The 26,409-nt window shown below is 45.6% G+C and carries 25 protein-coding genes; 8 read left to right on the forward strand and 17 right to left on the reverse strand.

The features are described 5' to 3' along the window. Positions 1 to 4: 4 nt before the first annotated feature. The 7 genes from L4D79_RS06705 to dcuC form a co-directional block, all read right to left on the reverse strand. Positions 5 to 1,171 (reverse strand): ABC transporter permease, encoded by a 1,167-nt coding sequence (locus L4D79_RS06705; protein WP_428649053.1) that lies wholly within the window; start codon positions 1,169 to 1,171, stop codon positions 5 to 7. After that, complete coding sequence (locus L4D79_RS06710) at positions 1,168 to 2,313, reverse strand: ABC transporter permease (protein ID WP_428649055.1); 1,146 nt, start codon at positions 2,311 to 2,313, stop codon at positions 1,168 to 1,170. Before L4D79_RS06710 ends, L4D79_RS06705 begins: the two co-directional genes overlap by 4 nt. Further along, positions 2,310 to 3,299, reverse strand: a complete 990-nt coding sequence (locus L4D79_RS06715; RefSeq protein WP_428649058.1) for an HlyD family secretion protein — start codon at positions 3,297 to 3,299, stop codon at positions 2,310 to 2,312. The genes L4D79_RS06710 and L4D79_RS06715 overlap by 4 nt, the downstream gene beginning before the upstream one ends. Next, positions 3,296 to 4,750, reverse strand: a complete 1,455-nt coding sequence (locus tag L4D79_RS06720) for a TolC family protein (protein ID WP_428649061.1) — start codon at positions 4,748 to 4,750, stop codon at positions 3,296 to 3,298. Before L4D79_RS06720 ends, L4D79_RS06715 begins: the two co-directional genes overlap by 4 nt. A 119-nt stretch (positions 4,751 to 4,869) precedes the next feature. After that, positions 4,870 to 5,883 (reverse strand): helix-turn-helix domain-containing protein, encoded by a 1,014-nt coding sequence (locus tag L4D79_RS06725; RefSeq protein WP_428649063.1) that lies wholly within the window; start codon positions 5,881 to 5,883, stop codon positions 4,870 to 4,872. 120 nt (positions 5,884 to 6,003) lie between these two features. Then, positions 6,004 to 7,365 carry a class-II fumarase/aspartase family protein gene (locus L4D79_RS06730; protein ID WP_428649066.1) on the reverse strand — a complete coding sequence of 454 codons (1,362 nt, stop codon included), beginning with the start codon at positions 7,363 to 7,365 and terminating at the stop codon, positions 6,004 to 6,006. Positions 7,366 to 7,375: 10 nt separating this feature from the next. Further along, the gene (gene dcuC / locus L4D79_RS06735) at positions 7,376 to 8,737 is read right to left on the reverse strand and encodes a C4-dicarboxylate transporter DcuC (protein ID WP_428649069.1); all 1,362 of its coding nucleotides are present in this window, start codon (positions 8,735 to 8,737) and stop codon (positions 7,376 to 7,378) included. 335 nt (positions 8,738 to 9,072) lie between these two features. On the opposite strand from dcuC, the gene L4D79_RS06740 reads away from it, so the two are divergent. The 4 genes from L4D79_RS06740 to L4D79_RS06755 all read left to right on the forward strand — a co-directional run bounded on the left by L4D79_RS06740 (position 9,073) and on the right by L4D79_RS06755 (position 13,207). Beyond that, positions 9,073 to 9,942: a MurR/RpiR family transcriptional regulator gene (locus L4D79_RS06740; RefSeq protein ID WP_428649072.1), complete on the forward strand. Its 870-nt coding sequence runs from the start codon at positions 9,073 to 9,075 to the stop codon at positions 9,940 to 9,942. A gap of 176 nt (positions 9,943 to 10,118) precedes the next feature. Then, positions 10,119 to 10,988 (forward strand): UilS family quorum-quenching N-acyl-homoserine lactonase, encoded by an 870-nt coding sequence (gene uilS / locus L4D79_RS06745; protein ID WP_428649074.1) that lies wholly within the window; start codon positions 10,119 to 10,121, stop codon positions 10,986 to 10,988. Positions 10,989 to 11,310: 322 nt separating this feature from the next. Continuing rightward, positions 11,311 to 11,721, forward strand: a complete 411-nt coding sequence (locus L4D79_RS06750) for a DUF2541 family protein (RefSeq protein ID WP_428649077.1) — start codon at positions 11,311 to 11,313, stop codon at positions 11,719 to 11,721. A gap of 313 nt (positions 11,722 to 12,034) precedes the next feature. Beyond that, on the forward strand, positions 12,035 to 13,207 hold the full coding sequence (locus tag L4D79_RS06755) for a cation:proton antiporter domain-containing protein (RefSeq protein WP_428649079.1): 1,173 nt from the start codon (positions 12,035 to 12,037) through the stop codon (positions 13,205 to 13,207). Positions 13,208 to 13,245: 38 nt separating this feature from the next. Here the strand turns inward: L4D79_RS06755 and L4D79_RS06760 are convergent, their stop codons facing one another. From L4D79_RS06760 to L4D79_RS06770, 3 genes are all read right to left on the reverse strand, one after another. Next, a complete protein-coding gene (locus L4D79_RS06760) occupies positions 13,246 to 13,956 on the reverse strand; it encodes a hypothetical protein (protein WP_428649082.1) in 711 nt (236 codons plus the stop codon). A 232-nt stretch (positions 13,957 to 14,188) separates the two neighbouring features. Beyond that, complete coding sequence (locus tag L4D79_RS06765) at positions 14,189 to 15,412, reverse strand: HlyD family secretion protein (protein ID WP_428649085.1); 1,224 nt, start codon at positions 15,410 to 15,412, stop codon at positions 14,189 to 14,191. Further along, the gene (locus L4D79_RS06770; protein ID WP_428649088.1) at positions 15,405 to 15,791 is read right to left on the reverse strand and encodes an MFS transporter; all 387 of its coding nucleotides are present in this window, start codon (positions 15,789 to 15,791) and stop codon (positions 15,405 to 15,407) included. The genes L4D79_RS06765 and L4D79_RS06770 overlap by 8 nt, the downstream gene beginning before the upstream one ends. Before the next feature lie 205 nt (positions 15,792 to 15,996). Between L4D79_RS06770 and L4D79_RS06775 the strand changes: the two genes are divergently transcribed. Beyond that, positions 15,997 to 17,046: an AraC family transcriptional regulator gene (locus tag L4D79_RS06775; protein ID WP_428649091.1), complete on the forward strand. Its 1,050-nt coding sequence runs from the start codon at positions 15,997 to 15,999 to the stop codon at positions 17,044 to 17,046. A gap of 157 nt (positions 17,047 to 17,203) precedes the next feature. Here the strand turns inward: L4D79_RS06775 and L4D79_RS06780 are convergent, their stop codons facing one another. The 4 genes from L4D79_RS06780 to L4D79_RS06795 all read right to left on the reverse strand — a co-directional run bounded on the left by L4D79_RS06780 (position 17,204) and on the right by L4D79_RS06795 (position 20,402). After that, the gene (locus tag L4D79_RS06780; RefSeq protein WP_428649094.1) at positions 17,204 to 17,668 is read right to left on the reverse strand and encodes a hypothetical protein; all 465 of its coding nucleotides are present in this window, start codon (positions 17,666 to 17,668) and stop codon (positions 17,204 to 17,206) included. Positions 17,669 to 17,842: 174 nt separating this feature from the next. Beyond that, positions 17,843 to 18,352, reverse strand: a complete 510-nt coding sequence (locus L4D79_RS06785) for a porin family protein (protein ID WP_428649097.1) — start codon at positions 18,350 to 18,352, stop codon at positions 17,843 to 17,845. A 389-nt stretch (positions 18,353 to 18,741) separates the two neighbouring features. Continuing rightward, entirely contained in the window at positions 18,742 to 19,320 is a 579-nt protein-coding gene (locus tag L4D79_RS06790) for a porin family protein (RefSeq protein WP_428649100.1), read from the reverse strand. A 161-nt stretch (positions 19,321 to 19,481) separates the two neighbouring features. Continuing rightward, the gene (locus L4D79_RS06795) at positions 19,482 to 20,402 is read right to left on the reverse strand and encodes an AraC family transcriptional regulator (RefSeq protein ID WP_428649103.1); all 921 of its coding nucleotides are present in this window, start codon (positions 20,400 to 20,402) and stop codon (positions 19,482 to 19,484) included. A 251-nt stretch (positions 20,403 to 20,653) separates the two neighbouring features. Here L4D79_RS06795 and L4D79_RS06800 point away from each other — a divergent pair, with 251 nt between their 5' ends. Continuing rightward, a complete protein-coding gene (locus tag L4D79_RS06800; RefSeq protein ID WP_428649106.1) occupies positions 20,654 to 21,805 on the forward strand; it encodes an iron-containing alcohol dehydrogenase in 1,152 nt (383 codons plus the stop codon). Between the two features lie 109 nt (positions 21,806 to 21,914). On the opposite strand, the gene argF is transcribed toward L4D79_RS06800, so the two are convergent. Together argF and L4D79_RS06810 are read right to left on the reverse strand one after the other, a co-directional pair. Then, positions 21,915 to 22,916, reverse strand: a complete 1,002-nt coding sequence (argF, locus tag L4D79_RS06805) for an ornithine carbamoyltransferase (protein WP_428649109.1) — start codon at positions 22,914 to 22,916, stop codon at positions 21,915 to 21,917. Positions 22,917 to 23,172: 256 nt separating this feature from the next. Then, positions 23,173 to 23,883: a murein L,D-transpeptidase catalytic domain family protein gene (locus L4D79_RS06810; RefSeq protein ID WP_428649112.1), complete on the reverse strand. Its 711-nt coding sequence runs from the start codon at positions 23,881 to 23,883 to the stop codon at positions 23,173 to 23,175. 217 nt (positions 23,884 to 24,100) lie between these two features. Here L4D79_RS06810 and L4D79_RS06815 point away from each other — a divergent pair, with 217 nt between their 5' ends. Together L4D79_RS06815 and L4D79_RS06820 are read left to right on the forward strand one after the other, a co-directional pair. Continuing rightward, positions 24,101 to 24,733 carry a D-Ala-D-Ala carboxypeptidase family metallohydrolase gene (locus L4D79_RS06815; protein ID WP_428649115.1) on the forward strand — a complete coding sequence of 211 codons (633 nt, stop codon included), beginning with the start codon at positions 24,101 to 24,103 and terminating at the stop codon, positions 24,731 to 24,733. Between the two features lie 88 nt (positions 24,734 to 24,821). Further along, entirely contained in the window at positions 24,822 to 25,517 is a 696-nt protein-coding gene (locus L4D79_RS06820; RefSeq protein WP_428649118.1) for a helix-turn-helix transcriptional regulator, read from the forward strand. 76 nt (positions 25,518 to 25,593) lie between these two features. On the opposite strand, the gene dkgB is transcribed toward L4D79_RS06820, so the two are convergent. Continuing rightward, positions 25,594 to 26,400, reverse strand: a complete 807-nt coding sequence (dkgB, locus tag L4D79_RS06825) for a 2,5-didehydrogluconate reductase DkgB (RefSeq protein ID WP_428649121.1) — start codon at positions 26,398 to 26,400, stop codon at positions 25,594 to 25,596. Positions 26,401 to 26,409: the final 9 nt, after the last annotated feature.

Genomic DNA, 26,409 nt, shown 5'->3' on the forward strand with positions numbered 1-26,409 from the left:
TTACCTATCGCTTAATAGGTAGCTTATTTTTGCGTTTAACTCTTAGCATCATCCTCGCAGCAATTACCCCATAGACAACGGCCTGTAACCATAACTGCCCCCATAGGGACAACACTTGGTCAAAGTCGGCTCCCATTTGGTTAATTCGCAGAAATGCATTAATTGCCGGGGTTGATGGAGCAAACTGCGACAGCAATAATATAGGTTCCGGGATCATTTCAACCGGCCAAATAAATCCAGTCGAAAAAACCAACGGTAGTGAACTTAGCAATACCACCACAGTTGCTAGCTCTCGCCTTGGGATCAACTGCCCTAAAATCATGCCCAAAAAGATCACAGCTAACAAAAATGGCATAGTGATCAAAGCCAAATCCATGATCGAAGCTAATCGGCTAATATGGTAATAGCTGAAGCTGAACCCAAAGTAATACATAACTAAAGGCAGGTAGATAAGGGTGAATACAATGCCACGAACGAGTACCACATGCCTAGCTGGAAAGTGTACCCAGTAGCCACTTTGGCCTGCTCGCAAGTACTCATTTTGCCCGCCGCCCAACAAACCGACTGCAATCAGTAATGTCTGGTGAAGGATCAATACAAAGACTGCCGGTACCACATAGTTCACATAGCCCATTGTCGGATTAAACACCGGCTGGGCATTGAGTTTAATCGCCGTGTAATGCTCAGCGGCCAATGCCATGTCGCTACCCGCCATTACCATGCGTGTCACTTTTACCGTTGCGCCCAATGTACCCGCTGCCGTTACTATCCCTTCAGCAATAGTGCCATACACAAGAAAATAAGCAGCATCCCCCCCATAGGCCAAGGTTGGACTTTTGCCGAGCAAGACATCTCGCTGGAAGTCTTTCGGGATCACCAACACCCCTTGTACCGTGCCTTTATTCACCAACGCTTTGGCGGCATCAATCGACTCGGCTCGGGTGGTAATCATCACCTGAGGCGTCGCATCAACCATACGCTCCAGTTTGCGCCCTAATTCCGACTGGTCCAAATTTACCACCACGATCTGCTGCTCTCGCGGCAACTGGTTGGTATAAGGTAGCGGATAGAGAAACGAGTAAATCAATACCCCGCCAAACACTGTAAATAAAATCGAAGGATTGGTAAAAATGGCCTTAAGTTCAAACTTAAACAATGAACGCCAACTCATACGCCCCCCTCTAGCTTTATGCTTAATTTATTGACTCGCCAAGCCGCCACTATCCAAGTACTTAGAAAAGCCAACAAACAAAGCAATTGCGGCATTGCCTGTAGAGCGGTCATACCATGGTTGACCTGATGCAGTTGGACATCCAAATAATGGCTCGCTGGCAGCATAGCCCGCCATGCCAGCGCAAAATTAGGCATGTCTGAAGCAGGAAAGGTAACCCCAACAAAAGCAAAAGCCGGAGCGGTAAACCCTGCCGCCAAACTCATTGCTTTGGTTGCATCAAGGGTGAACAAATAGAACAAGCAGGCCACACCCTGGCAGGCAAGAACCATGAGTAACTGTGCAAGTAATAGAATCCACCACTGCCCGTGCATTGGCCAATCCAGTAACCCATACAAGGCAACAAGGAACATAAGCCCTTGGATAAAGAACAGCAGTGTGTAAGGGATAAGTTTGCCAATAAAATTACTTATCGGAGTAGTCCCTAACCAAGCGTTAACTCCTCCACGACGCTGTTCAGCCGATAAAGCGATAATGGTAGTGATCACTATCGCGATTTGCCATATAGCCGGAATCGTGGCCGACACCAAGAATTGGCCATAGTGGCTATTGGCGTTATACAGTGGTGTGATCTGGTTTGTGACCGGAACGGCCTGACCTAGCGCTTGTTGGGGTACACGACTGCCAGAGAGCATATTTCTCATAGTATCGATTTGCGCGTTGAGGGTTCCCTGGGCCTGCACAACCGCTGAGTTCACCAATTTACCAATCAGCACAAACTGACTGTTATAAAACACAGTGGCCGTCGGTGACTTCCCTAACTTAGTGTCTTGCTCCAAATTCGTTGGGATCACCACCAGCGCATATATATCACCACCTCGGAGGGCATGGCTTCCCTCTGCAACAGATGTATAGGTGTCAGAGATAGCCAGTGTTGGATTTGCATCGTAATAACGCACCAACTGCCGCGACACTTGGCTGTGGTCTAAATCGACCACACCAATGGGTAAATCTCTTGCGATACCTGCCGAGAAAATGCCCCAGATAATTGCAAACAGCATCAAGGGCAGCCATGTTGTCATCGACAACAGCCAGCGCTCATTGCGGATCAGTCGCCATTCACGAGCGAATTGCATCATCATTCGCTTACAATCACACTCATACCAACACGAAGCCCAGTAACCGGTTCAGTCGGGCGTGCTTCTACCTCAAACGTACGCATATCAAAACCCTGAGCAGCATCCGTTGTACGCCAAGTAGCAAAATCACCCATCACGGCAACGTGAGTCACCTTAAAGGTATACGCCTGATCACCCAGTGCCGGCACCTTCGCTTTGAACTCCATGCCTTGCTGATAGTGTTTAAGATTATCTTCTCGAACATTGAACAGTGCCCAGGCATCCTCCATATCGACGACACTGACGACCGGGAAACCTTGGGGAGCAAGCTCACCTTCGTGCAACAGCACTTGGCTTACTTCACCATCAAACCAGCTAGAGATCTGGGTATCGGCCGCATAGGCTTCCACTTCAGCGACGGCCCCCGCAGCCATACGGGCTTTTTCTGCCGCTGCACGCTTGGTTTCCACCCGAGCCCCTTCTTTGGCCATGGTGTACATCTGATAGGCCGCTTGCTCGGTATAACGTGCGGCTTGCCATTGGGTATAAGCTTCATCACGTTTCTGCTCTGCCATCACCCCTTCTTTGTAGAGGTTATCCACGCGGCGATAAGTCTTTTGCATCAAGGCTGCTGCCGCCTTGGCTTTTTGCCATTGGTCTTGCGCAGCCGCAATCTCCTGCTCTCGAGCACCACTTTCTGCCTGTTGAGACATCGCGTCGGCAGCCTGTTCACCCGCCCGGGCCTGCTCTAGTTTGGCATCAATTTCCGGGCTAGATAGGGTGAAAATCAAATCCCCTTTTGCAACTTTATCGCCTTTACGAACCAGTACCTGCTCGATACGGCCCGGGACCTTAGAAGAAATATTGTAATGCTGGGCTTCAATTTGGCCCTGCATACGAATAGGAGCGGGTTGATAGGCCGACCAAAATTGATAGCCCAGCCATCCAATCACAGCGGTGACTGACACTGCAGCGGCGATCACTTTCGCACTTGATTTGCCGTTTTTCATGACTGTACCTCTAACCCTTGATATTGCTGATATTGTTTAAAACTGTTGATTTCACTGCTGACCGCCAACAGACGAGCCAAAGAAATGACATATTGGTAAGCTGCACCTGCACGCTGAGTTTTCACACTGGCCAGATATAGCTCTGCGTCTACAACATCCAATGACGTCGACAAGCCTTGGCTAAATGCTTTTTCGCGCAAACTGACATTCTCTTTGGCAAGCGCCAAGCTTGATGCCAATCCGTTGTATTCTTCCAAAGACTGCATCGCCTCACGGTAGGTTTTCTCTACCAGCACCGTAAGATCTTGCTCTGCCTGTGCACGTAGATAGTTCACTTGGGTAACGGCACTGTGTGCTGCTTTTACTTTACCGGAGCGACCAGAGCTATCGAGCAGTGGAATATTCACCCCTACGCCAACAGCCCAATCCGGCGCTGTTTTCGCGGCAAGCGTATCGTCTTCATGAAGGTTGTAATTACCGTAGAGGTACACTTCCGGGTAATACTTACCCTTTTCAGCTGCCATCAAACCTTGGGCTTGTTTTTTCTTGGCATCAAGAAGTTGCAGGCCGGGATAGCCCGCTAGCGTCTTTTCGATAAACGCCGACATAGGAGGAAGAGACTCGTTAACAAACAGTGAAGAGCTTGGCACAGCTGGTGCCTCTACTTTCAATAGCTTGGTCAACGCAACCTGGGCAATTTCCATATCGCGTTGGGCTTTCTGGCGCTCAACTCTGGCTTTATCGTAAGAGGCTTGTGCCTGCAGACGCTCAACCTTTGCGATTTGGCCTTGTTGCTCCAGTTTTTGCGCACGCTCAAAATGCTTCTTCAGGCCATTTTCAACTTCGATACGCGTGTCCAGTACCTGCTGAGTCAAAGCAACACCAAAATAGAATTTGGATAGATCTTCAAAGGTCGCCTGCTGCTTCATGGCAAGCAGTTGGGTTGCTTCTTCCGTTTGGCCTTTAGCTATATCCTGCGCCGCAGTGATACGGCCACCCGTAAAAATTGGCCATACCGCACGAATTGAGCTGGTAAACACCTCACGCTTGGTCAGCTGGGATGTAAAGAGCTGATCAACAAGTGGTAACGAGGGAACAACACCACCAATGGGCATACTGTCGATTAAGTCCGAAGGCTTAATTTCTACCGGCTTATCAAGCCGGGTATATTTCGCCGTCGCACTGATTGATGGTAGATACAGATCTCTCGCAGCATCTTGCATGTTTTGGCTGCGCTCAATATTGGCCCGCTCAGCAGCGAGGCCATCATTTTGGCTGACAACCGCCTGCCAAGCATCCAGAAAACTGACCGGATGTTGAGCCGCAGATGCAGTTACGGCACGGTAGGAAGCGTTATGTGGGTCATTAACAATAATGTTATTGGCACTCGCAGATGCCGGTATAACTATCATCGCCCAGCAGGTGAGCACTGCAGCTGGCGTTAATTTCATTGTGAAAATACCTATATGCCTGTCTATTTGGCTTGATTCGCTAATTTTAGAGTAATAACTCTAAAAATCAATAACTGTGGTGCAAGTCACGCAAATAGAAACGGGAAATTAGGTACTGGCTAAGACTCTTTATCCAAGCTCAGGATAACTTTCTGATACACCTTTGGTGTGAGGCCGCTGATACGCTTAAAAGATCGGGAAAAATGAGCGATATTTGAATACCCCAGTTGGCTTGCAATATGCGTCAGTGATAAATCTTCTCCCATCATATCTACCGCGACGGTATAGAGGAGGTTATCTTTGAGCCGCCGGAAACTGGTTCGCTCTTCAGTCAGTCTCCTTTGTAACGTTCGAGGGCTCATACTGAGCAGCTCAGCCGCTTCCTCTAGGGTCAAGTTACGTTCCCTAACGTAAGGCAGCAAAGAGGTAAAAACACGGTCGGTAAAATTGGCATGCCAGCTGATTAAAGGCGCTTTGGTCTCTGAGTCTTTGGCGGTGATCCGCGGTTGCTGCGCTAAAACATCATCATCAATGAGCCATTCAATCCTCTCATTCCCCACAAAATACTGAATTGAGTTGCCCAAAATGGCGCTGTATATATCCGAATTATTGGATTGGATCTTTATTTGACTCGGTAACCAGTCACTATGGGTAAGCACACGGACAAACTCCACCCCGTATACCACAGCCCACACTTCGGACCATAAAAAATGTGCACTTTCATCAACGCTGCGCTTACACCAGAACCAAGTTCTGCCATGGCTTTCCTCCAGACCAACGTTTACAACGGTCGAGTCATGCTGAAACACGGTTTGAGTCAAGGCAAGGGCTTCTTTTACTGTTTTACAATCGGCAAATTCACCGATCAGCCGGGGTATCGCTTTTCTACGGATAGCGGTTCGTAATATATCGCCGAACTGGGTGATCCCTAGCTGGTTAGCCAATAGGTATATCAGCTTTTTCATTGGTTCTTGGGGCAGGAACTCTTGGTCTAGATCAAAGAGGTCCGGTGGTAGCCCGGAGTCTTTGATCACTTGGTGGGGATCATGATTGTATTCGTAAAAAATCTCTACGATTAAACGTGCGTAGCCTGACTTAATCAAAGGAACAACAGGATCTTTGCCACTTGTCATACGGTTGGGCTCAACATCTTATGCCATAAACATTAAGGGTAGAGCGTAGTCCCGATATGGCAAATCAGAGCTAGTGCGAACACTAGCTCTGAGGAACATTAAAGATAGGTTCAATGCACGCTAGGGCGTGTTGACCTTTCTGTATAGCGCAATTGTCTCATCGATTAACTCATCATTACTGCCGAGGTAGTTAAGTGGGTTACACGCTTCATCGATCTCGTCTGGTGACAGAATGGCTGAAACCTCGCAGTCCTGTTTGAGCACATCCGCCAAGCTTCCTTTATTAGGAGCATGGGCAATGGCCGTTTTAACCTTGCTGTAGCCTTCGCCCCGGCCTGCTTTTTCGGCCACTTTCATCATCACCGCTTCCGACATGATGAAATTGCGTGACGCTTCGAAGTTGTCTTGCATCCGCCCTTTATTCACCACAAGATTGGCCAATAACCTCTGAGCACGCTCCAATGCAGTAGACACCGCCAATGATGATTCAGGGACTAAACTCCAGTTCAGCACCCGCATTGAAGCGGATCGAACATCGTGCTGATCCATCAAATTCGGGGCGCTGCTGGCATACATCCACCCCATACGTGACAGGGTCTGGATCATGTTGGCGGCTCGTGGGTTGGCTTTATGCGGCATGGTGCTCGAACCGCCACCTGACTCGCCTTCTCGCACTTCAGCAATAGGTGCCCGGCCCATAGTCTCCGTATCGTTGGCGATTCGGCACAAAGTGCCATGGATCAAGGCAAAAAATTGGATCAGCTCGGCAATATGATCCAAGCTCGCATTGCCCAATCCTTTTGGCTCTGTCAGGCCAAGCTCAGCAAACAGTTCTTTACGCACAGCCAGCCCCTGTGGGCCTATTGATGACAAGTTCCCCACCGCCCCACCGTACATGCCAGTGGTTGCCCGTGGGTACAAATCATCAAGGCGAACAATATGCCGGGTAACCTCCTGAAGGTAGCTACTCACCTGCAGGCCCCAAGTTGTCGGCAGTGCATCCATCGAATTTGTCCGTGCAACCATCACCGTTTGCTTATGGGCAAGAGCCATCGTTTCAAGCTGATCACCCAAGGCGGTTAGCTGCCCACGCACCAGATCAAGGGTCTGTTTCACCCGCATCGCCAAACTGGTGTCCAATAAATCCTGGGTCGTGCACCCCCAGTGCAGGTATTTCTTGACGTGATCATCACCCTGCTCTGTCAACTGATCGACCAAAGGTTTAATCGCCATGCCAACCGTTTGAGTATCCTGTGCTAAACGAACCCAATCGATATTGTTGGCATCACAGACCGTCTCGATAGATGTGACGGCTTGCTTAGGAAACAGTCCCAGCTCAGCCTGTACTCTGGCAATACTAACCTCGAAGGTTAACCAGGATTGGATAAGGTTATCGTCTGACCATATTCTCTTCATTTCTTTTTGAGTAAATAACGGAGAATAGAGCGTTGAGTCGAAAACTGAGACATTTGAACCGGGCATAACTATCATCCTAAGCGCCAATAAATGTAATAAGAAGAACTGTCAGTAATCCTCCCATCATTGGGATTGCTGTACGCTTAACAAGTTCCATTGGAGGGATCCCAGCGACACCAGCACAAGCGATAACCACACCCGCTACCGGTGAGAATGAACGGAAGATACCGGCTGAAAGCTGCATCGGTAGCGCCAAAGCCGCAGTAGACACGCCGACTTGCGTTGCAACATCCGGGGCCAAGTTAGAGAAGCTAAAGAACGCGGCATTACCAGACCCTGACATCAACGCCGTAATACCGATAATAACAACCAACATACTCACCATCATGGTATAGCCAAAACCAAGATGCGCAGCTACGCCTAACAGGCCAGAGATAAAACCGATAGCCTTCAAGCCAACAACAAATGTCTGAGCGGCAATAATCAGTGACACCACGCCTGCGAATACATCCCCCATCCCCTGAAGATATACCTTGAGCGAGGCTGCTACCGCTTTACCATTTTTTGAATAGATGTAGTCACACAGCATCGCAACAGCTAGGCTAATGAACATAGCCGTCACAACATCGATTTTAATCGCAGTAATGGCAAACTTACTGAAAGTCAGCAGCAAAACCAGTGGAAGTGCAGGCAAAATCGCAAACCACATCGGCGCTTCTCGAGCGGTATCTTCTTTCGCGTTCAGCTCGTAAGTTACCCCATTTTTTTCATCGCGCTTATCAAACCATTTCTGACAGACAAAGTGCAGAACCGCAATAACCAAAGCCGCACACACACCCACAAATAGCTGATGTTGAATAAAGTAAGACGCAGCATCAATACCAATCACTTCTGCCGCCTTATTTGATGCGCCTGAAGCCGGCCCTAAGTCAAGACAAGCAGTAGTTGCCAGCACGGCAGCAACAGATGCTGGCGTACAACCAATACCAACCAATACTGGATACAAAGCAACTAACAGCAGCATCGCCAAGCCAACCGCACTTGGAATAAAGACGTTCAAGAACTGGCCCAAAATATACGTCAGAGCCAGAATAATATAAGGGTTGTTGATAGCCGACAATGGCTTGGTCGTTACCGTCACTAATGCATTTGCCGCCCCAATATGCCCCATGTACTTAGAAAAACCACCCACGGCCATAATAATCAAACCCAGCTTGGCCAACGTGGACGAGCTTATGGATTGGATAACCAAGAAAAAGTCCACAACAGTGGCGCCAGAAGTATTCACCCCTTTTGGCAAAAACTCAGAGCCACCAGCCAGAGCGCCGACAATCATCATCAAGATGCCAGAACCAAATAGCACAGCCTGTGTGTTGTATTTCTTCACAATCAAACAGCCTGCGCCAAAGACGATGGGCAGTGCAAGCAGAGCGACCATATAAATAACCTTTATTGATGTTTTAAATTGCGGTTATCTTGGCGCGAGACAAAATAAAGCTGTATGGGAAGCCGATATTCTCAATAAAAAGTGTGAAGCTTTTAAAAGTCTTCCCACAATACCGACACTTGTACGCTCCATAACTCGGCATAGAGGGAAAAGCGGCTTACTTGGGTCCTTCAAACCACCGGGACCGACCCAGTTATTGCTATCCAGATCACACAAATACCGTAAGATTGACTGATATCAACGCCACCTTTGCATCGTGACAAGAAACGATGTGAAATGTCATTTCCCATTGATTTCTTTTTTGTAGTGACACGATGAAAGACCACTTGGATCTGGCAACATACAAACAGCTTGCAGAGCAATTTCAACCTTTTACCGAATCAGAAGCAAACCTGCATCATTACATAGTCACGCATTTTGAAGAGCTTTCCTACTACGGCATTATTGATCTCGCCCAAAAAGCGAAGATCAGTAAGGCCACCATTGGTCGCTATTTAAACAAACTCGGCTTTACTGGCTATGCAGCCTTTAAAAAAGCACTCAAAAAAGACCTCATTTCACAGACGATGGTCGCGCCCATTGAAGCGAATAAATCAAAAGCGTCAGCGAATCCAACAGATACTAAGGATGACGTCAAACGCTATATCGGCAATGTCAGCGGACTTATCGAACAGTTCTCACATGATCTCAACATTCATGAGCTTGAGAAGTTGGCAACTTTAATCGCCGACAAAAACCGAACGATATATGTTGTTGGGCCAGCCTCTTCGGGCGCATTAGCAATTCATTTTTCAACCCTGTTGAAATACAGCCGGGCAGAGGTTGTATTGCTACCGCTCGATAGAGGTGAGTTGCCTAAGGCGCTTCTCGGGGTTAAACAGCAAGATATACTGATCGCATTTTCCTACTACCGTTTTAATCCTGTTGTTATCGATATCACGCGCTTTTTCAACAACAAACAAGCCCATGTCACCGTAATCACCAACACGCAATCCAATCCCTACGGCAAATACAGCAACATGCAATATGTCCTACCCAGTGATGTTGACTCGATTTTCCATAGCCGAACCATAGGTTTTTTGTTTATAGAATTACTGCTTTTCTTGGTTCAAAAACAAGCTGATGGTGATGATAACTTTGAAGAACTGGAAAGCTTATTTAAATTCTTTGGCACTTTCTCATCAATTGATTTTTGACAAGCTACGTGGCTAATAGCTTTCCAGTGGTCATAAAACAGAACTTTCAACCGGATTCTGATAAAAGGTGAGCTGGATTCAAGAAGTTACGGGTAGGCGATAGGTCAGAGCAGTAGATAATGCAACATGCTGTATAAAACCCAATGTTCGTTAACATTGGCCAAGGGAATCAGATAATGCCTCAACAGATTGAATTCAAATCAAAAGACGCCACCATTGCAGGTCACCTATACCTGCCTGACAATAATACTGCGGCCCCATTGCCTCTCATCATTCTTTGTCATGGCTTTTGCGGGGTTAAAGAGCTACTGATCCCAGCTTTCGCCCAGCGCTTCGCTGAACAAGGCTATGCCGCACTTACCTTTGATTACCGTGGTTTTGGCGAAAGCCAAGGCGAAGCAGGACGCTTGGTTCCAGCATTACAAATTGAAGACATTCATGCTGCTATTGCGTGGGGACAAGAGCAGCCAAATTTAGACCCTGAGCGAATCGCTCTTTGGGGAAGCTCATTCGGTGGTGCTAATGCCATCATTACAGCCAGCCAGACTGAAGCGGTGAAATGTGTGATTGCACAATTAACTTTCGCTGATGGAGAGACTGTAATTACCGGGGATATGGCAGTGGCGGAAAAAGAGAAGTTTTTATCAACGCTTGAGCGGATGCGTGATAAAAAAGCCAAGACTGGCAAAGAAATGATGGTTCCAATCGCTAAAGTATTAAGCGATGAACAGTCTGTCGCGTTTTTCAATCAATACAAAAATGACTTCCCGGCTCTTTCGATTAAAATCCCATTTTTAACCGTATGGGAAACCATGAACCACAAACCGATTGAAGCTGTAAAAAACCTGACGGCACCTTTGTTGATCGTCGCAGCCGCTAACGATGGGGTCAATCCGGTTTCGGAATCAGAAGCGTTATTTGCCCACGCTAACGAGCCCAAAGCTCTTTATATTGAGGAGCAAGCAACTCATTATGAAGTTTATACCGGTGAACACTTTGAGTCGGTCGTAAAACAAGAGCTCAATTGGTTTGATCGATATCTCTGATTACCTCTGATATCCCCCTTCTTACTAACAATCGCACTGCAGACCAAGCAGTGCGATTTGAAACCCAGCGTACGCAAGATTAATCCGCAAGCCTTATTCTCTATAACATTCCATCCCGAAAAAAAGGTATTTCGTGCTTTTAAATGCACAAATATACACGCTTTAAAGTCAAAGCCGGCAATAAAAAATACAAATCAAGATGGTTTAACTAAACGCTGACATAGTAGCCTGTTCAAAGCTAGGTAACAATTATAGAGTGAACGCACCCCGTATATTCCCTAATGAAATCATAATTTTACATGCAAGCAATGAGGTGTTTTCAATGAAGTATTTATTTGTTTTTGTTGCCGTGCTTCTAACCTTTACACAACCAGCATTTGCTAAGGATTGGGAGAAACTAACGGAGCGCCGTGTTACCTATCGAGAAGATACAGATAGAGTCAATATTAACAGGCATAACCGAGATATTCGTCAAGTACGCCTAAAATCAAAACAAGGCATTATTAATATGGACTCTATCACTTTACATTTTCGAGATGGGAGCAAAATAGTTACAGATGACTTAGGAATTCTTTTCAAAGGAAAAACCAGCCGTGCTATTCCTGTTCCACGCCATCAAGCCCGAAACCTACGGCATATTACCTTTAAGTACAAAAGTGTAGGAAACCAAAATACCCAGCAAGCTGGGATTACAAAACGAGGTATTGTTGAGATTCAAACCAGAAGGCGTTAATAACGTTACTAGAACTCATCCAGGTAACGTAGATAAAAAAAAGCGGGCATCAGCCCGCTGCAAATAAGCCTAATTAAGCAACATCCATATTGCTGAGAACCATTACATTAAACAGAATACCATTCTGTATGAGTGCTGGACAACGCCCCATACGCCAAATCGTGATGCAGATCACGCTTGTTACTGAATGGTATTTTGGCCGCCTCGAGACATCAACGCTTAATGCAACTAAGCGCTTAGGCGTAACATAGCAACTTAGGCCAAACTTATGTGACACCATGTTATAGGGGTTATCACATGGGATTGTACCGCTATGCCGATTGATTTAGCGCCGATCATTTTTGAACTGTGTGCGATTATTATCAGCGCAGCGATCCTCGGTACGCTGTTTTTATATGCCTGCCAGCCGATTATCCTCGCGTACATTGCCGCCGGAGTGGTTATTGGTCCCTACGGGTTCAACCTGATCCCTAACACCGAACACATCACCCAATTTGGCAATGTTGGCGTGATTTTGTTGCTGTTCCTTATCGGTTTGAACTTACAGCCCAACAAGTTACTTAGCCTATTCAAAGAGAGTGCCATTATCACCCTTGGCACCTGTGCCTTCTTTTTTACCATTACTCTTTTATTTTGCTTGGCTATCCAACTGTCAGTTATTGATGCACTGATCTGTGCGGCAGCACTGATGTTTTCTAGTACCGTCATTGGCTTAAAACTTATCCCAACAACAACGCTTCACCATCAGCGAATGGGGGAAGTGATCACCAGTATTTTGCTGGTACAAGACGTCATCGCGATCAGTGTGATCATCTTTCTCAATATGGATGGTGGCAATGCCATGTTGGTAGGATTTCTGCTGATGTTAGGTAAATTTGTGGCGATATGTACTTTAGCGTTTATAGGTGTGCGCTATATTATCTTACCCCTCTTCCAACGATTTGATGTCATTCAGGAATACAGCTTTCTCGCCACCCTCGCATGGTGCTTTTTCTGGGCCGAATTGAGCCATCAGGTGGGATTATCTTACGAAAGTGGGGCCTTTATTGCAGGGATCTCAATTGCCACCAGCCGGGTCTCACAAGCTATTTCAGTACACTTAAAACCACTGCGTGAATTCTTTTTGATCTTGTTCTTCTTTGCGATTGGGGCAAGGATGGATTTCAGTGAATGGAATATCTATACCTTCTTTGGCATAGCATTCGGCGGGGTACTGGTTGTGATCAAATATTGGGGATTCTCTTTCGCGCTAAAACTCGCCAAAGAAAAACCTACCATGCAGCATGAACTGAGTGCTAGGCTCAGCCAAGCCAGTGAGTTTTCTTTTTTAGTTGCCTATGCCGCCATGATCAGTGGGTCACTGTCAATGGAAGCGACCCTATTTATTCAAATGGCAACCATCACGACGTTTATCATCTCGACCTATTGGGTGGTGAACCGCTTTCCAACCCCAATCTCAACAATCAAGAAACTCCGCAAGGATTAATCTCCCCTGACTTCTTAGCTATGCGCCGCTTCGTATATCTACCCAGCAAATGGTTGGCTGGCCTGAAGCAGGATTTCATCGCCGTTGACCTTAACGCGTACCATCGTCAACCGCTCAAATCCCCGCTGAACCACCTTGCTGTTCAACCAACTCTCCACACTCTTGATATCGGCCTTGAGCGCCCGCTTAAAGCTGCGGTGATCAAGCAAGATAAATTCTCGTAGGGAAGAAAAATCAGCTTGATTGGCCAAGGTAAACAATTGGTCATCGAGCGTTTGCCTGTCCAAAAGTTTAAGCCCGGATAATACATCCAATGTTTCATCCCCAACCGTAACCTGAGTGAAGACGTAGTTCTGACGGCGCAAGCCAGACAGCACTGCATTATAGTTGGCCAGCGACATATCAAGGGTATATTCCACTTTATCAACCACACCGTCAGCCATAAAAGCGGTCAGCATTCCTCCTTCGGTATGGAACAAGCGCGTTTGGTCAAAACAAAATGCAATACCTTCTTGCTCACTACCTTCTTCTATATCGGCTTGATATAGGGCCGAACAATCAAATCCATCAGGCAATGTTCGGACGTAATCGACAGAATCGCCAAAATCGACCTCCTGCAGAAGCGCCGTTGCGCTAGAAATTGGGGAAAACAACGCAGCAATCGCACTGAAGACAAACAGGCAGTGCGCTAATTTGGAACAGGAAAACGCTCGAAAGTAGAACTGAGAACTCGGGAAAACAAAAGGCATAATTAACACTCCTTGTGATCCACGATTATATATCAAGTTGAAGGACTTAGAAGGCTGGACTAAAAAGACAGGGCTTTGTAGATAAAAAAAAGGCTGCAATTCCTTAGCCTAGCAGAATTGCAGCCACTACGGTCAGCATTATCGTAGTAAAAATGGGATAACTCAGCTTCGGAGAACCTTGTTATCCCAGAGCGGTAATCGATACTTAACCCATTTCGAGTTACAGGTATGCCTACATCGACCAGATGAAGTAAATCTGGGACTTCATGCGGATAATGATGCCGCGGATCACATCTAAAAATGCCAAGAAATCAATTGGCTTTTCTGCACTGATCCACGCCAGACCGACAGAACCAACCGGAATGTCATAATCACCAGGCTCCGTCAGCTTCAAGCGAACAAAGTGGTGTTTGTTAAGTGCATTCTGACCTGTGGTCTGACGGACATTGTCATCCCTTGCCAGCAAGCTCCCCTGAGATTCACCTGTGGCTTCAATAATGCCTTCAACTTCGGCACTGAATACCTTACCCGGATAGACCGGCGACGCGAACTCAGCCTGCTGCCCTACTTTTACATTGCGGATGGCCTGATGGTTGACTCGCATCAAGACATACTTTTCGTCGGTATACATCTGGATCCGAGGCATCACGCCGACATACTGGCCTTCTCGCATAATATAGTTGGTGAGATAACCATCAGCAGGCGCATAGACCTGCGTATTGTCCAAGTTCCACTGTGCTTGGGCGACATCTTCTTTCTTGTTGGCAACATCGACTCTGCGGCTTTCTACGGACAGTTCAGATTTTTCAAAGTCCAACTGCGCACGATGAGCAGACACCCGAGCTTTATCCAACTGGGACTTAAGTGTCACCTGTTTAGCCCGTGCAACATCCACCGCCGTTTGTTGCTCATCCATCTGTGTTTCGGTAATGGTGTGCTTAACGACCCTATTCTGCTCTTGGTAGCGGCGTAATGTGGTTGCTTTCCACTCTAAATCTTCCTTGGCCGCTTCAATTTCGTTGCTTGCAATCTCAATATCCTTTAACGCCGCGTGATGATTCTGCTTGGCAATAAGGACATCTTCCTGCGAAATCGACAGCGCTACTTTTGCAGAGTCCAACTGAGTTTCTGCTTTTTTAAGTGCGATCTGGTATTGCTCGTCATCCAGTGTGTAAATCAGCTGGCCTTTTTTCACCTTTTCATTCGGGCGAACCAGAATCTCGTCGACATGGCCTTTAATTTTGGTCGACCCCGGACGCAGCTGAATGTGCGGCGATTGAACGACCGAGCCACCGGACATGTCCATCGGTGCAAAGGTAATCAAACCTATCCAGACAAATATCAACCAACCGGCACCCCCTAAATAGGAAAATGTCTTGGTGAACTTATTCCACGGCATCCCCACCAAACGAAGCAGGTAGATAAACAGTGACCATACCGCCAAACCCTCAAGCATTTTCAGCCTCCTCTTCGGTCATGATCACTGCCTCAGCGCCTGAAGCGTGACTCGCAGCAGGTTGAGGCTTAGTAGGCTCAGGCGTTTCTTTTTCCTTCCAGATATCACGGATATGACGAAGCGCTTGCTCACCATCAACGAAAGCGATAATCACCGCCACAACCCAGACCCAATGCCAGATAAAACCAATCCAAGTCAGGGCAGTTATCAGCCCCAACTGATGATGCTCACTCTTGTGGGCTTTTTGTATCGGTAATTCATGGATACGCCAAAACCCGAAAGCCGCCGCAGCAATGGATCCAAACAAAATAACGGCTGCGACGACATGAAGCGCGGTATCAACCCCGCTGTCGACGAAAGGCATGCTGACGAGACTCATAACAGTTCTCCAATTCACTAACGCATAATCAATAAGCCAATACGCAATCACACATAAAAAACTGGAAAGTATCGGCTTTTTTCAATTTATTTTTGTTGGTGAGATTATGTAAGGAATAGTGACAAGCATCACAACATCGGATAGATTGAATCAATTAAGTTGAAATTTTAATATAATTAGACCGCAAGAGAGCAAATAACTGCCTATGCCATTTCCAGAATCCCAATTCCATGCTGCTTTTGTAAGATCGATTTTCTTCCAGCCGTTTGTTCGCGCCCTACAAAAGCATTATGGGATCACTTTGGCTGATTTAGGTGTACCGCAAAAGCTGATTGAAGAGCCAATGACCTTGGTACCCTTTTCTGATCTCAATCAGTGGTTGGAGGAGCTCGAACATTTAATTGGCGATCAGGCCTATCTCAGTAAGATGGCGAAAGATATTAACTTCAATAATATGGACAAGCTTGGCGGCTGGTTTCTCTCTACCCCTGAGTTAGCACTTACCTTCAGGAGGATAAATTATGGCACCTCCTGCCTACAGTCAGGGGCAACATTCCACGGTGAGCTATCAGGCAATATTATCAAGTGGACGTATGACAATCATTTTTCATCTGGCAGAGGGCGCTTTCACGACAGTGTACGTATGGCTATCATGTTCACCAATACCCTGCGCTATTTTATGGGGGAGAATTACCACCCACTCACTATTGAGTTAAGCGGACCACCTTGTGGTAACGGGGAATTTGAGCAATTCTTTGGCTGTGATATTCGCTGGAACAGTCCCTCAACCCGGGTATGGCTAGATATTTCTATTCTTGAGCATGGCAATAATTTCCCATTCGAGCTTACACGGCCCATGATGCTATCGAACCTCGAGTTAGATGAATTTCTCAATATGCCACAGGCTCATGATGCGGCGAAAATGATGTATGAAATGATCAACTACTCCCGTTTCTATGGCTACCCCAGCTTGAATTTTGTTGCGGAGAAATTCAATTTATCAAGACAGCAACTTCAGCGTCGCCTCCACCAATTTGGCTGGAGCTTCAGTTCGATTACCAACTATGTCTTATGTAACCAAGCAATAAAATATATGCAGGCAGATCTGAGTGTTAAGGAGATTGCCGAAGAGCTTGGCTATAAAAATGTCCAGAGCTTTAGCAAAGCCTTCCAGCGTCAAAGGGGACAAACACCCACTCAATATAAAGAAAAGCTGCTAGAGCGCAGTCGATGCAGTCGATGCAGTCCACTATAAGCTATATTTTTCAATTTAGAGCCACTAGATCTTCAAAACAAAGCCTTGTCTAAAAGCTTATAAATTCTCGCTGAAACTGCATCTTGAAGTAGCTTGGGTATATACCCAAGTCACTTCAAAGTGCTTGGGTATACTGATTTATATGGTCATTAAAAAGCTATGTTTGACGTGAACAATTCAGGGTAAAGCGCTGGTCGGGGGTAATATGATGGCGCATTACAAACTCTGCGCGATTAACACTTTCGAACTGAGGCTGAAAGAATATACGGTAGCCAAGAAGATCGCGTCTGGCATCGCTATCGAACGGATTAACATTATTCTTATCGACCACGATATCTCGACTCAGATTAACAGGCCTCAAAACATAATCTAATCCGTTATGGAAAAAGCTGTAGTCTACCGCCAGCTTAAATTCCAGCTGTACTTGATTGTTCTCCGAACGCCTTAGCCACTCTTCGGAGTGAATCGTGCCATCAGGCATGAATTGATAAGAGGTGGTCTCCCACATATTTTCCGGCGTATCTGGCCGTTTACATAACCAAGTGCCACCCTCCAATTGGGTCGCGAAAGTCGGCGCTGCCAACAAGCTACCTAGCATTAACCCTATGACCTGTAGCCTCATCCTTGAATCCTAACTTATATAATCTAATACAATTAGTTATAGCAGTATCTAGATTAACAAGACAGTGAATTTATATTTAACCTATTTTACTGCTCAACGGCGATAGAATATGAAAAAGGGAAAGCAACTGCTTTCCCTTTGTAATATTCAACTGAATCTTTCTTGATAAGCCGATTAGAAACGGTAATCAACCGACCAAACAACTTGTTGAGAGTAGTCGAGTTTAGTATCGTTTTTGCTGTAGTCCTGATCTAGGTAGCGGTATGTCAAATCCGTTGACCAGTTGTCATTGATTTCATACATCGCACCAACTTGACCACCCCAAACGAAATCTGTTGAGCTACTGCCGCTGATCTTGTTGTCTGCTACACCTGCAGATACACCCGCAAATAGGTTTACATTCTGATGTACTGGTACAAGGTAATCATAAGAGGCTAAAAACATGTTCTGCGATGACTTGTCCATGTAGCTGTACGTACCCATAACACGGTGATGGTCATTCATAATCGCACCACCACGAAGCTGGTACGTAGCATCCTCACCATTTTGGGCATTGGCACCTTTCACATTATCTTCTTGATAACCTACACCACCACCGACAAACCACTGTGTGTCTGCGGCAAATGCTGGAGATGCTGCCATTACTGCTAATGCCAAAGTCGAGATTGCTGTGATCTTTTTCATGTATATCTCCTTGGACTCCCAAGCTTCATTATTAGGTTATTTTCTAATGTGCCGGATAAGTCTTATATAATATGTTCTGTTCGTTAATCACTATACAACTATTTGCTGAACGAAAACTTAAGATTTAAAACGTTGTTTTTTAACTTAATCTATGCTGAACAAATAATGTAAACGCTCAATAAGATCACTGACACATTAAAAAGAAATTAATCAAACTTAATATTTTTGATTAATTCCCTATCATAAACAATCTACATAAACACGCTAACAGACTGTAAATATTGAATATTAACGAAAAGCAAAACATACACTGAATAAATTTAATATAATTGTTGAAAATAAAAAAAGAGGACAAGTTGTCCTCTTTTTAAACATTCATTCAGCTTAAATTAAAACTTGTAATCTACAGACCAAACAACTTGTTGAGTATAATCAACTTCATTACCTAGCTTGTCATAGTCTTGGTCAAGTAATCGGTAAGTTAGATCTGTCGACCAATTATTACTGATCTTATATTGTGCACCTACCTGGCCACCCCAAACAAAATCAGTTGAGTCTACTGTGACACCGCTAATCTTGTTTTTAAATTCATTGTCAGCAAAACCAGCTGACACACCAGCGAATAGGTTGATCTTCTGGTGAACAGGGATCAAGTAATCATAAGAGGCAAGGAACATGTTTTGTGTTTGCTTACGCTCACCAAACAAGCCATTAATGTCGTCGCTAAAGTAGCTGTAAGTACCCATCACACGGTGCTGATCATTAATGACTACACCACCGCGTAATTGATAGGTCATGTCTTCCGCATTTTTAGATGACGTAAGAGCTGAGAGACCAAAATCTTGCTTCACAGCATCATTCTGGTAACCAATACCACCACCGACAAACCAATCAGTAGTATTAGCCAATGCAGGAGCTGCCGCAAAAGTAGAAAGAATAAGGGTTGATACTACAGCATACTTTTTCATGTGTGATTTCCTTGATTAAGTGTTATTTTTTTAGCAGCTGTTCTCGCTGCCGTTTTGATAATGAACACTGTACACAATAAAGCTGAACGCAACCTTAAAATAGAAAACACTGTTTTATTTGTAATTTTATGTTTCAAAAGGCAAGAAAATGATTAACTTGATTAAGTTAATCCTATATATGAAGCCTTGCTTGGCGGCACTCCAAAGTAACGCTTGAACTCTCGGCTGAACTGGGTTGGACTCTCGTACCCCACCTTCAAGGCGGCGACACTTGCCGACATACCATCTTGCGACATCATGGTTTTTGCCTTATTTAGGCGGATCTTCTTGATATATTGCAAAGGCGGATCAGTAACGACCAGCTTAAAGGCTCGATGAAAGGCAGATACGCTCATCCCTGCCATATCGGCCAAGTCATTAATCGCTAACTTCTGGTCATAGTGCGATTGGACATGGGTGATCACCCGTGACACTCTCGACAATGCACTGTCTTGTTTACAGTATTGGGCGAGTAAATGCCCTTGCTCACTCTTCAGTAAATGAAAATAAAACTCACGCAATAACTGCTTACCTAGTACGCGGGCATCCAATGGATCTTTCAAGCACCCCAAAAGGCGGCAAATACTGTCTCTTATATCCGGGGTGATTCGAGTCACTGCCACGCCACGACCATTATCTTGTGATTTCGGTATTTCGCTATGCTGGTGCTGCTCAAGGGTATCAACAAGCTCTTGGATAATGGTTAAGTCAAACTCAATATCCAATCCGATTAAAGGCGCTTCCGGCGAGGCAAAAGTCTCACATGCAATAGGGTAAGGCGTTGCAACAATCAGGCAATGGTCCGTATCATAATCAAACCGGTAATCATTAAGGTGACCAACTTTGTTTCCTTGTAAGATCACCACCACTCCCTGTTGATACATTTGTGGCGTCATCTTATGGTACTGGTTGATCCTAAATAACCGGATCCCCGGTACTTCCAACTCAACAATGCCTGATTCTGCCCCTAAACCATAGTAAGAACAGAGTTCTTCACCTTTTTGTACACATATTTTGGAAATTGAACCCGTAGAAGAATCCATAACACTTACCTTGTTTTTTATACCTACCCATCATATACAAGCACAGATCAAAGCACAGGTTTCCACGAAATACTAGCGCTCATATACTCAGCTTGTAAAGTAAATCACAAGACGACGTCACTCTCGCCTTGAAAAAAAAAGTAGATTTAGGCAAGTATTAAACAGTTTTGAGCACGCCAATTTCCAGCCCATTGGCATAGACTGTTGTCATTACATTGCTACACAATAACAACACACACTGGAGATACCTCATGGACAAGTTTACTTACCAGAACCCTACCCGTATCCACTTTGGTGAAGGCCAAATCGCAGCCATTACCAACGATATCCCGCAAGATAAAAAGGTATTGGTGATCTACGGTGGCGGCTCTATCAAGAAAAACGGTGTATATGAGCAAGTGAAAGCGGCGTTGAGCGAACATAACTGGGGTGAATTTGCCGGTGTAGAGCCTAACCCTCAATACGACACACTGATGAAAGCAGTTGAGAAAATCAAAGCCGAAGGTTTTGACTACCTGCTTGCCGTTGGTGGTGGCTCAGTGGTTGATGGTACTAAATTTATCGCAGCAGCCGCGGCTTACCAGGGCGAAGACCCTTGGAACATTTTGGCCCAACAGCACCCTGTTGAAAGCGCCCTGCCACTAGGTTGCGTGCTGACTCTTCCAGCGACTGGCTCAGAAAGTAATATGGGCGCAGTGGTTTCCCGTGGTAAAGACAAGTTGGCGTTCATGACGCCAAAAGTTCAGCCTTTGTTTGCCGTGCTTGATCCGACGACAACGCTAAGCCTGTCTCCACGTCAGGTCGCCAACGGTGTCGTTGATGCGTATGTCCATGTTATGGAGCAATACCTAACTTTCCCGGCAAATGCTAAAGTGCAAGACCGCTTTGCCGAAGGCCTGCTGCTTAATCTCATCGAAGAAGGGCCTAAAGCTCTTGCAACGCCTGACGATATCGATGTGCGTGCCAACATTATGTGGACAGCAACCCAAGCGCTGAACGGCTTGATTGGTGTCGGCGTTCCACAAGATTGGACCACTCATATGATTGGTCACGAGCTAACCGGTAACTACGGTATCGACCATGCACGCACGCTAAGCATTGTGCTACCAGCCGTTATGAGAGAACGTCGTGAAGACAAAGAAGGTAAATTGCTACAGTACGCAGAGCGCGTATTTGGTATTACTGAAGGGTCTACAGATGAGCGTATCGAACAAGCTATTGCCCAGACCATCGCTTTCTTCAAGCAAATGGAAGTACCGACCAGCTTGAGCGACGTTGAACTTGGCAGCGTCGATATTGATATTCTCGTGACTAGCCTTGAGAAGCACGGTATGAAACTGCTCGGTGAGCGTGGCAACATCACTATCAATGACAGCCGAGCCATTTTGGAAGCGGCACTGTAAGATTCCGCCGAAAATGAAATAAAAGAAAAGGGAGGCTCAATAGCCTCCCTTAGTTTTATACCCAGACTTCAAGTTGCAGGATTCAAGGCCTTGAAGTAACTTGGGTATATTAATCGCCCAAGGTCGCAACCATGATAGCTTTTATCGCATGCATGCGGTTTTCAGCCTCATCGAAACAGATGTTGTATGGTGATTCGAATACATCTTCTGTTACTTCCAAACCTTCTAAATAGAAGCGCTCGGAAATCTCTTTACCCACTTTCGTTTCACTGTTGTGGAACGCTGGTAGACAGTGCATGTACTTCACATTTGGATTATTGGTCATCTTAATTACATCCATGTTGACCTGATACGGTGATAGGTCATGTACACGTTGTGTCCAAAGCTCTGCAGGTTCGCCCATAGATACCCATACATCACCGTAGATGAAGTCGATACCAGCTACACCTTCTTGGATGTTGTCAGTGATGACGATTTTACCGCCGGAGATCTGACACAGTTCATGACACTGGGCAACGAGCTCAGGTTCAGGCCAGTACTCTCGAGGGCCTACCAGACGGATTTCCATCCCGACTTTTGCAGCACCCACCATTAGCGAATTACCCATGTTATTCTTGGCATCGCCCATATAGGCCAGCTTCATATCATTGAGACGCTTACCATTACCGTGTTCGAGCATGGTCATCCAGTCAGCGATGATTTGCGTTGGGTGCCATTGGTCTGTTAGTCCGTTCCACACAGGCACACCGGCGAATTCGCCAAGGGTTTCAACCACGTTCTGATCAAAGCCTCGGTACTCTATACCATCATAGAAACGGCCTAGCACGCGAGCGGTATCCTTGGCACTTTCTTTGTGGCCCATCTGTGAGCCACTACCGATGTATGTCACGTTTGCACCTTGATCATAGGCAGCAACCTCAAACGCACAACGGGTACGGGTTGACGTTTTTTCGAAAATAAGCGCAATGTTCTTACCGCTAAGTTTAGGTTGCTCAGTGCCGCTGTATTTCGCCTTTTTCAAATCTTGAGCAAGGCCAATCAAGTGCTCAATTTCTTTACCAGTGAAATCAAGTAGACGTAGGAAATTACGGTGACGTAGATTAAAAGCCATATTCGTATCTCTCTGTTTAGTAATATAATTTATAATTAACGCAGTTTTATCATCACTGCTGTCTTGTTGCCTATGGCTAGAATATCCAGACTTTCGGACAAACCGTCTAGTTGATTGTCCTGAATCCTTTATTCAGCATTCCTTAACAGGGCATAAAATACTAAAGAGAACGAATAACCACGCAGTTTTCACCAATAAAAAAGCCGATGAATGCATCATCGGCCTTCCATACATTAAGTGATTGTTATCTATCGTTTTATCGGCTAATCACCATGCGATTTTTGCCTTCAACAGGCTCATGATAAGCATTGGAAGCCAGCAAGGACGGGGATGAGTCTTGCCTTACCATCTCGTCATTGGCAGCGAGGATAATGCTCCCCCCTTTGATTAAATCGATAATTTCCCGATTTTTTTCTGGTGGTAAAGCAGGACAGCCCCAACTCCAGCCAATGAAATTGTTGGATGCCAAAAAGTCGGGGGACGCATATTTTGCACCGTGGATCACGATATAACGGCGTCGTGCATTGTCATTTACCCCCTCAGACAACCCATCAAGACGGAGTGAATAGCCATATTTACCGTAGTATGTCTCGGCTGTTTTAAACACGCCCAAAGAGGTCTGCTTGGAGTTTACCGTATTGGAAAAACGCTCGGCATAAGTGCCACCGCTTTCAATTCCATGGGTGGTGTAGGTATGATACTTCAGTTTCTTATTTGCTAAATCAACCACATAAAATCGCTTCTTATGAGAAGGACGGCGGTAATCAATAATCACCAAATTCGGATTAGCCCCAGTGCCTTTGGTCATATACGCTTCGATTCCCTCTTTGAGGAGAGCATAGTCCATCACACCATCCAACGAAGCCCTCGTGTAGACTTCACTAGCAAGATCCTCAATGTGTTCTTCAACAGAACCAGCCTGTACGAAGGAAGAAAAAAGCAAAATTGAAAGTAATATTTTGATCATAGGCATTAACAAAAAGCGAATTTTTTACGACGGGGTTACCTGTCTAATTTTAACAGATTAATTGGCAATGGCTTTTTTATCTCATCAATTCAGACAGATTTTCATAAAAAATTACAAATGAAGGCTCAAGAAACAACTAAATCCCTATCAGGTAGATAACCTACACTTAAACGATCATGTCGATGTATATCCTGCAAGCAGTGATATGAGGTGACTAATGAAGTGGATTATCTTGTCGTTTTTTCTAGTGTTTTCAAACCACAGTAAAGCTGAAGCTGTTGATCTATCAAAGCTTTATGAGGTTCACACTGATTTTGACTACGGTGATTTAGTCATTGAAGTGCAAGGATTCAAGGTGCCGACCCTTGCAGCATTCCGAGGCTGGGTGTTGATGAACAAGAAGCAAAAAGATATTCAGGAGGGATATGCATACTTTCTGGACAAGGGAGTCAAAGAAGGCATACCCCTTCATTTAATCCTATTGCAGGGTACTGATTGGCGACTTAGCAATACCACTGTATTTAACCTGCCGGACAAGAAGAACTGGGATAACATGGTTCGTACCTTGCTTTTCATCCAAGAGCATGTGATGCCCAAAACAGGCTTACTCATTCCTGTCTCTGGCGACCGAAGTAAAGAGTACAACCAACATGCCGGAGGGGCGCCTCGCAGTTCTCACCTCGATTTTTGCGCACTCGACCTCGTCCCAATACGGAATATCTCTCGAGCTGAACTACATAAAATCCTCAAGAGCGTATACAACTCGGTTGGTAAGAAAAATAAGATGGGCCTTGGCCTCTACAGTGGTGTGCGCTTTCATATCGATACCTGCGGCCACCGACAATGGTAGGTTTGCCAATATGCTGCTTTTGACAAACCAATCAAAAAGGGGGATTTATCCTACTTTCATTCCTTGATCGGAGTGATAAAATGCGTGTGTGAATATAGATCAAAATACATATTTATCCGTTCTGATTCACATGCTAGAGCACAGCCCATATCCTGCAGGATTGAAGTCTAAGGATGGTATTTTTGCCTTTGCTAACAAAGCTTACCGTGACTTAGTCAATGCACCTGTCGATATAGCGGGCCTTACTGATCGTGACCTACCATGTGAGACAGCCCAATTTGCATCTGCCTTTGTACAGCAAGACATACAGGCAATTACAGAAAACAAGACAGTGATAACAATTGATGTGCATAAGTACGCGCATGGATTTGATGCTTACACTTTCGAAAAACGCCCCGTCATAATTAATGGTGAGCCTTGGGGAATCCAATTCAGCGCGACCAACTTAAGGGAATTGGTCAATTTGGCTTCTTTTGCAGAAATTATGGCACTCAGTAGTACCCATACCTCTTTTAGCACCATTAAACCAGAGCGTATGCGGCTAACACCTTCCCAGGAAATTGTGCTGTTTTGGCTGCTGCGCGGTCGACAAACCAAGCAGATTGCTCAGTTGATTCACCGAAGCCCCAAAGCGGTGGAAAAACAAATCGCCAACTTGATAGCGCGCTTTTCTGATATCGGTGTAACCAACCGTGCTTCATTAATCGAATATGCCCGATGTAGCGGTTGGCTCTCAGTCATCCCCGAACAGTTATTCAAAACACCCGCCTCGATCATTGTTTAATGTTGTCGTGAAAATTAGGCAATAAAAAAGCCAGCAGGATATTCCCAGCTGGCTTAGCCATCACATCAAATACTGATCAGTCCCACTCTGGAGCAAAATCGGGGTTTGCCAAACGATGGTTTCGGTCAAGCTCTGCGATTGCCGCCATATCTTCACCATCAAGCACGACTTCTGAAGCCTTCAGGTTACTCTCGATATTGGCACGCTTAGTCGAAGATGGAATTGTCACAAACGCGTTCTGGCGCATCCAAGCCAGTACCGTTTGCGCCGGTGTTGCTTGGTGTTTGTCAGCAATACGCACAATGGCTTCATCTTTTAGCACATCACCATAAGCAAACGGCATGTAGCCAGTCACAATGATGCCGTTATCACGGCAAAAATCGACCACTTTACGGTTTTGCAAGTAAGGGTGAACCTCAACCTGATTCGTATATATAACGTCGGTGCCTAAAATATCAATCGCCTGTTGCATCTGTGCAACCGTAAAGTTTGAGATACCGATTTGCTTGGCCAAACCCAAGGCTTTTACTTCTTTGAGGCTGGCCAAATAATCACTCATTGCCACTTTATTGTCTTTCAGCGGCCAGTGGATCAATAGCAAATCCACATACTCAACCTGCAAATCAGCCAAGCTCTGGCGGATACTCGGCAGGAAGACATCTTTGCCAAATTTGTCCATCCAAATTTTGGTGGTCAGAAAGATCTCACCGCGAGCAATACCAGAATCGGCTATTGCAGCGCCGACTTGTTCCTCATTCGCGTAATACTGCGCCGTATCAATATGGCGGTAACCGGCTTCTAGTGCCATAGCCACTGAGTTATATGCCTCTTCACCTTTCAGGCGAAAGGTCCCAGCCCCCAATACTGGCATTGCAATTGTCATCGTTCAACT

The organism is Photobacterium satsumensis, from assembly GCF_050336935.1.
GTDB lineage: Bacteria > Pseudomonadota > Gammaproteobacteria > Enterobacterales > Vibrionaceae > Photobacterium > Photobacterium satsumensis.

What these genes read in the sequence shown, in the direction of transcription:
- L4D79_RS06705 (WP_428649053.1), bottom strand. Translation starts at nt 1,171, where the DNA reads ATGAGTTGGCGTTCATTGTTTAAGTTTGAACTTAAGGCCATTTTTACC.
- L4D79_RS06710 (WP_428649055.1), bottom strand. Translation starts at nt 2,313, where the DNA reads ATGATGATGCAATTCGCTCGTGAATGGCGACTGATCCGCAATGAGCGC.
- L4D79_RS06715 (WP_428649058.1), bottom strand. Translation starts at nt 3,299, where the DNA reads ATGAAAAACGGCAAATCAAGTGCGAAAGTGATCGCCGCTGCAGTGTCA.
- L4D79_RS06720 (WP_428649061.1), bottom strand. Translation starts at nt 4,750, where the DNA reads ATGAAATTAACGCCAGCTGCAGTGCTCACCTGCTGGGCGATGATAGTT.
- L4D79_RS06725 (WP_428649063.1), bottom strand. Translation starts at nt 5,883, where the DNA reads ATGACAAGTGGCAAAGATCCTGTTGTTCCTTTGATTAAGTCAGGCTAC.
- L4D79_RS06730 (WP_428649066.1), bottom strand. Translation starts at nt 7,365, where the DNA reads ATGCCCGGTTCAAATGTCTCAGTTTTCGACTCAACGCTCTATTCTCCG.
- dcuC (WP_428649069.1), bottom strand. Translation starts at nt 8,737, where the DNA reads ATGGTCGCTCTGCTTGCACTGCCCATCGTCTTTGGCGCAGGCTGTTTG.
- uilS (WP_428649074.1), top strand. Translation starts at nt 10,119, where the DNA reads ATGCCTCAACAGATTGAATTCAAATCAAAAGACGCCACCATTGCAGGT.
- L4D79_RS06750 (WP_428649077.1), top strand. Translation starts at nt 11,311, where the DNA reads ATGAAGTATTTATTTGTTTTTGTTGCCGTGCTTCTAACCTTTACACAA.
- L4D79_RS06755 (WP_428649079.1), top strand. Translation starts at nt 12,035, where the DNA reads ATGCCGATTGATTTAGCGCCGATCATTTTTGAACTGTGTGCGATTATT.
- L4D79_RS06760 (WP_428649082.1), bottom strand. Translation starts at nt 13,956, where the DNA reads ATGCCTTTTGTTTTCCCGAGTTCTCAGTTCTACTTTCGAGCGTTTTCC.
- L4D79_RS06765 (WP_428649085.1), bottom strand. Translation starts at nt 15,412, where the DNA reads ATGCTTGAGGGTTTGGCGGTATGGTCACTGTTTATCTACCTGCTTCGT.
- L4D79_RS06770 (WP_428649088.1), bottom strand. Translation starts at nt 15,791, where the DNA reads ATGAGTCTCGTCAGCATGCCTTTCGTCGACAGCGGGGTTGATACCGCG.
- L4D79_RS06775 (WP_428649091.1), top strand. Translation starts at nt 15,997, where the DNA reads ATGCCATTTCCAGAATCCCAATTCCATGCTGCTTTTGTAAGATCGATT.
- L4D79_RS06780 (WP_428649094.1), bottom strand. Translation starts at nt 17,668, where the DNA reads ATGAGGCTACAGGTCATAGGGTTAATGCTAGGTAGCTTGTTGGCAGCG.
- L4D79_RS06785 (WP_428649097.1), bottom strand. Translation starts at nt 18,352, where the DNA reads ATGAAAAAGATCACAGCAATCTCGACTTTGGCATTAGCAGTAATGGCA.
- L4D79_RS06790 (WP_428649100.1), bottom strand. Translation starts at nt 19,320, where the DNA reads ATGAAAAAGTATGCTGTAGTATCAACCCTTATTCTTTCTACTTTTGCG.
- L4D79_RS06795 (WP_428649103.1), bottom strand. Translation starts at nt 20,402, where the DNA reads ATGGATTCTTCTACGGGTTCAATTTCCAAAATATGTGTACAAAAAGGT.
- L4D79_RS06800 (WP_428649106.1), top strand. Translation starts at nt 20,654, where the DNA reads ATGGACAAGTTTACTTACCAGAACCCTACCCGTATCCACTTTGGTGAA.
- argF (WP_428649109.1), bottom strand. Translation starts at nt 22,916, where the DNA reads ATGGCTTTTAATCTACGTCACCGTAATTTCCTACGTCTACTTGATTTC.
- L4D79_RS06810 (WP_428649112.1), bottom strand. Translation starts at nt 23,883, where the DNA reads ATGATCAAAATATTACTTTCAATTTTGCTTTTTTCTTCCTTCGTACAG.
- L4D79_RS06815 (WP_428649115.1), top strand. Translation starts at nt 24,101, where the DNA reads ATGAAGTGGATTATCTTGTCGTTTTTTCTAGTGTTTTCAAACCACAGT.
- dkgB (WP_428649121.1), bottom strand. Translation starts at nt 26,400, where the DNA reads ATGACAATTGCAATGCCAGTATTGGGGGCTGGGACCTTTCGCCTGAAA.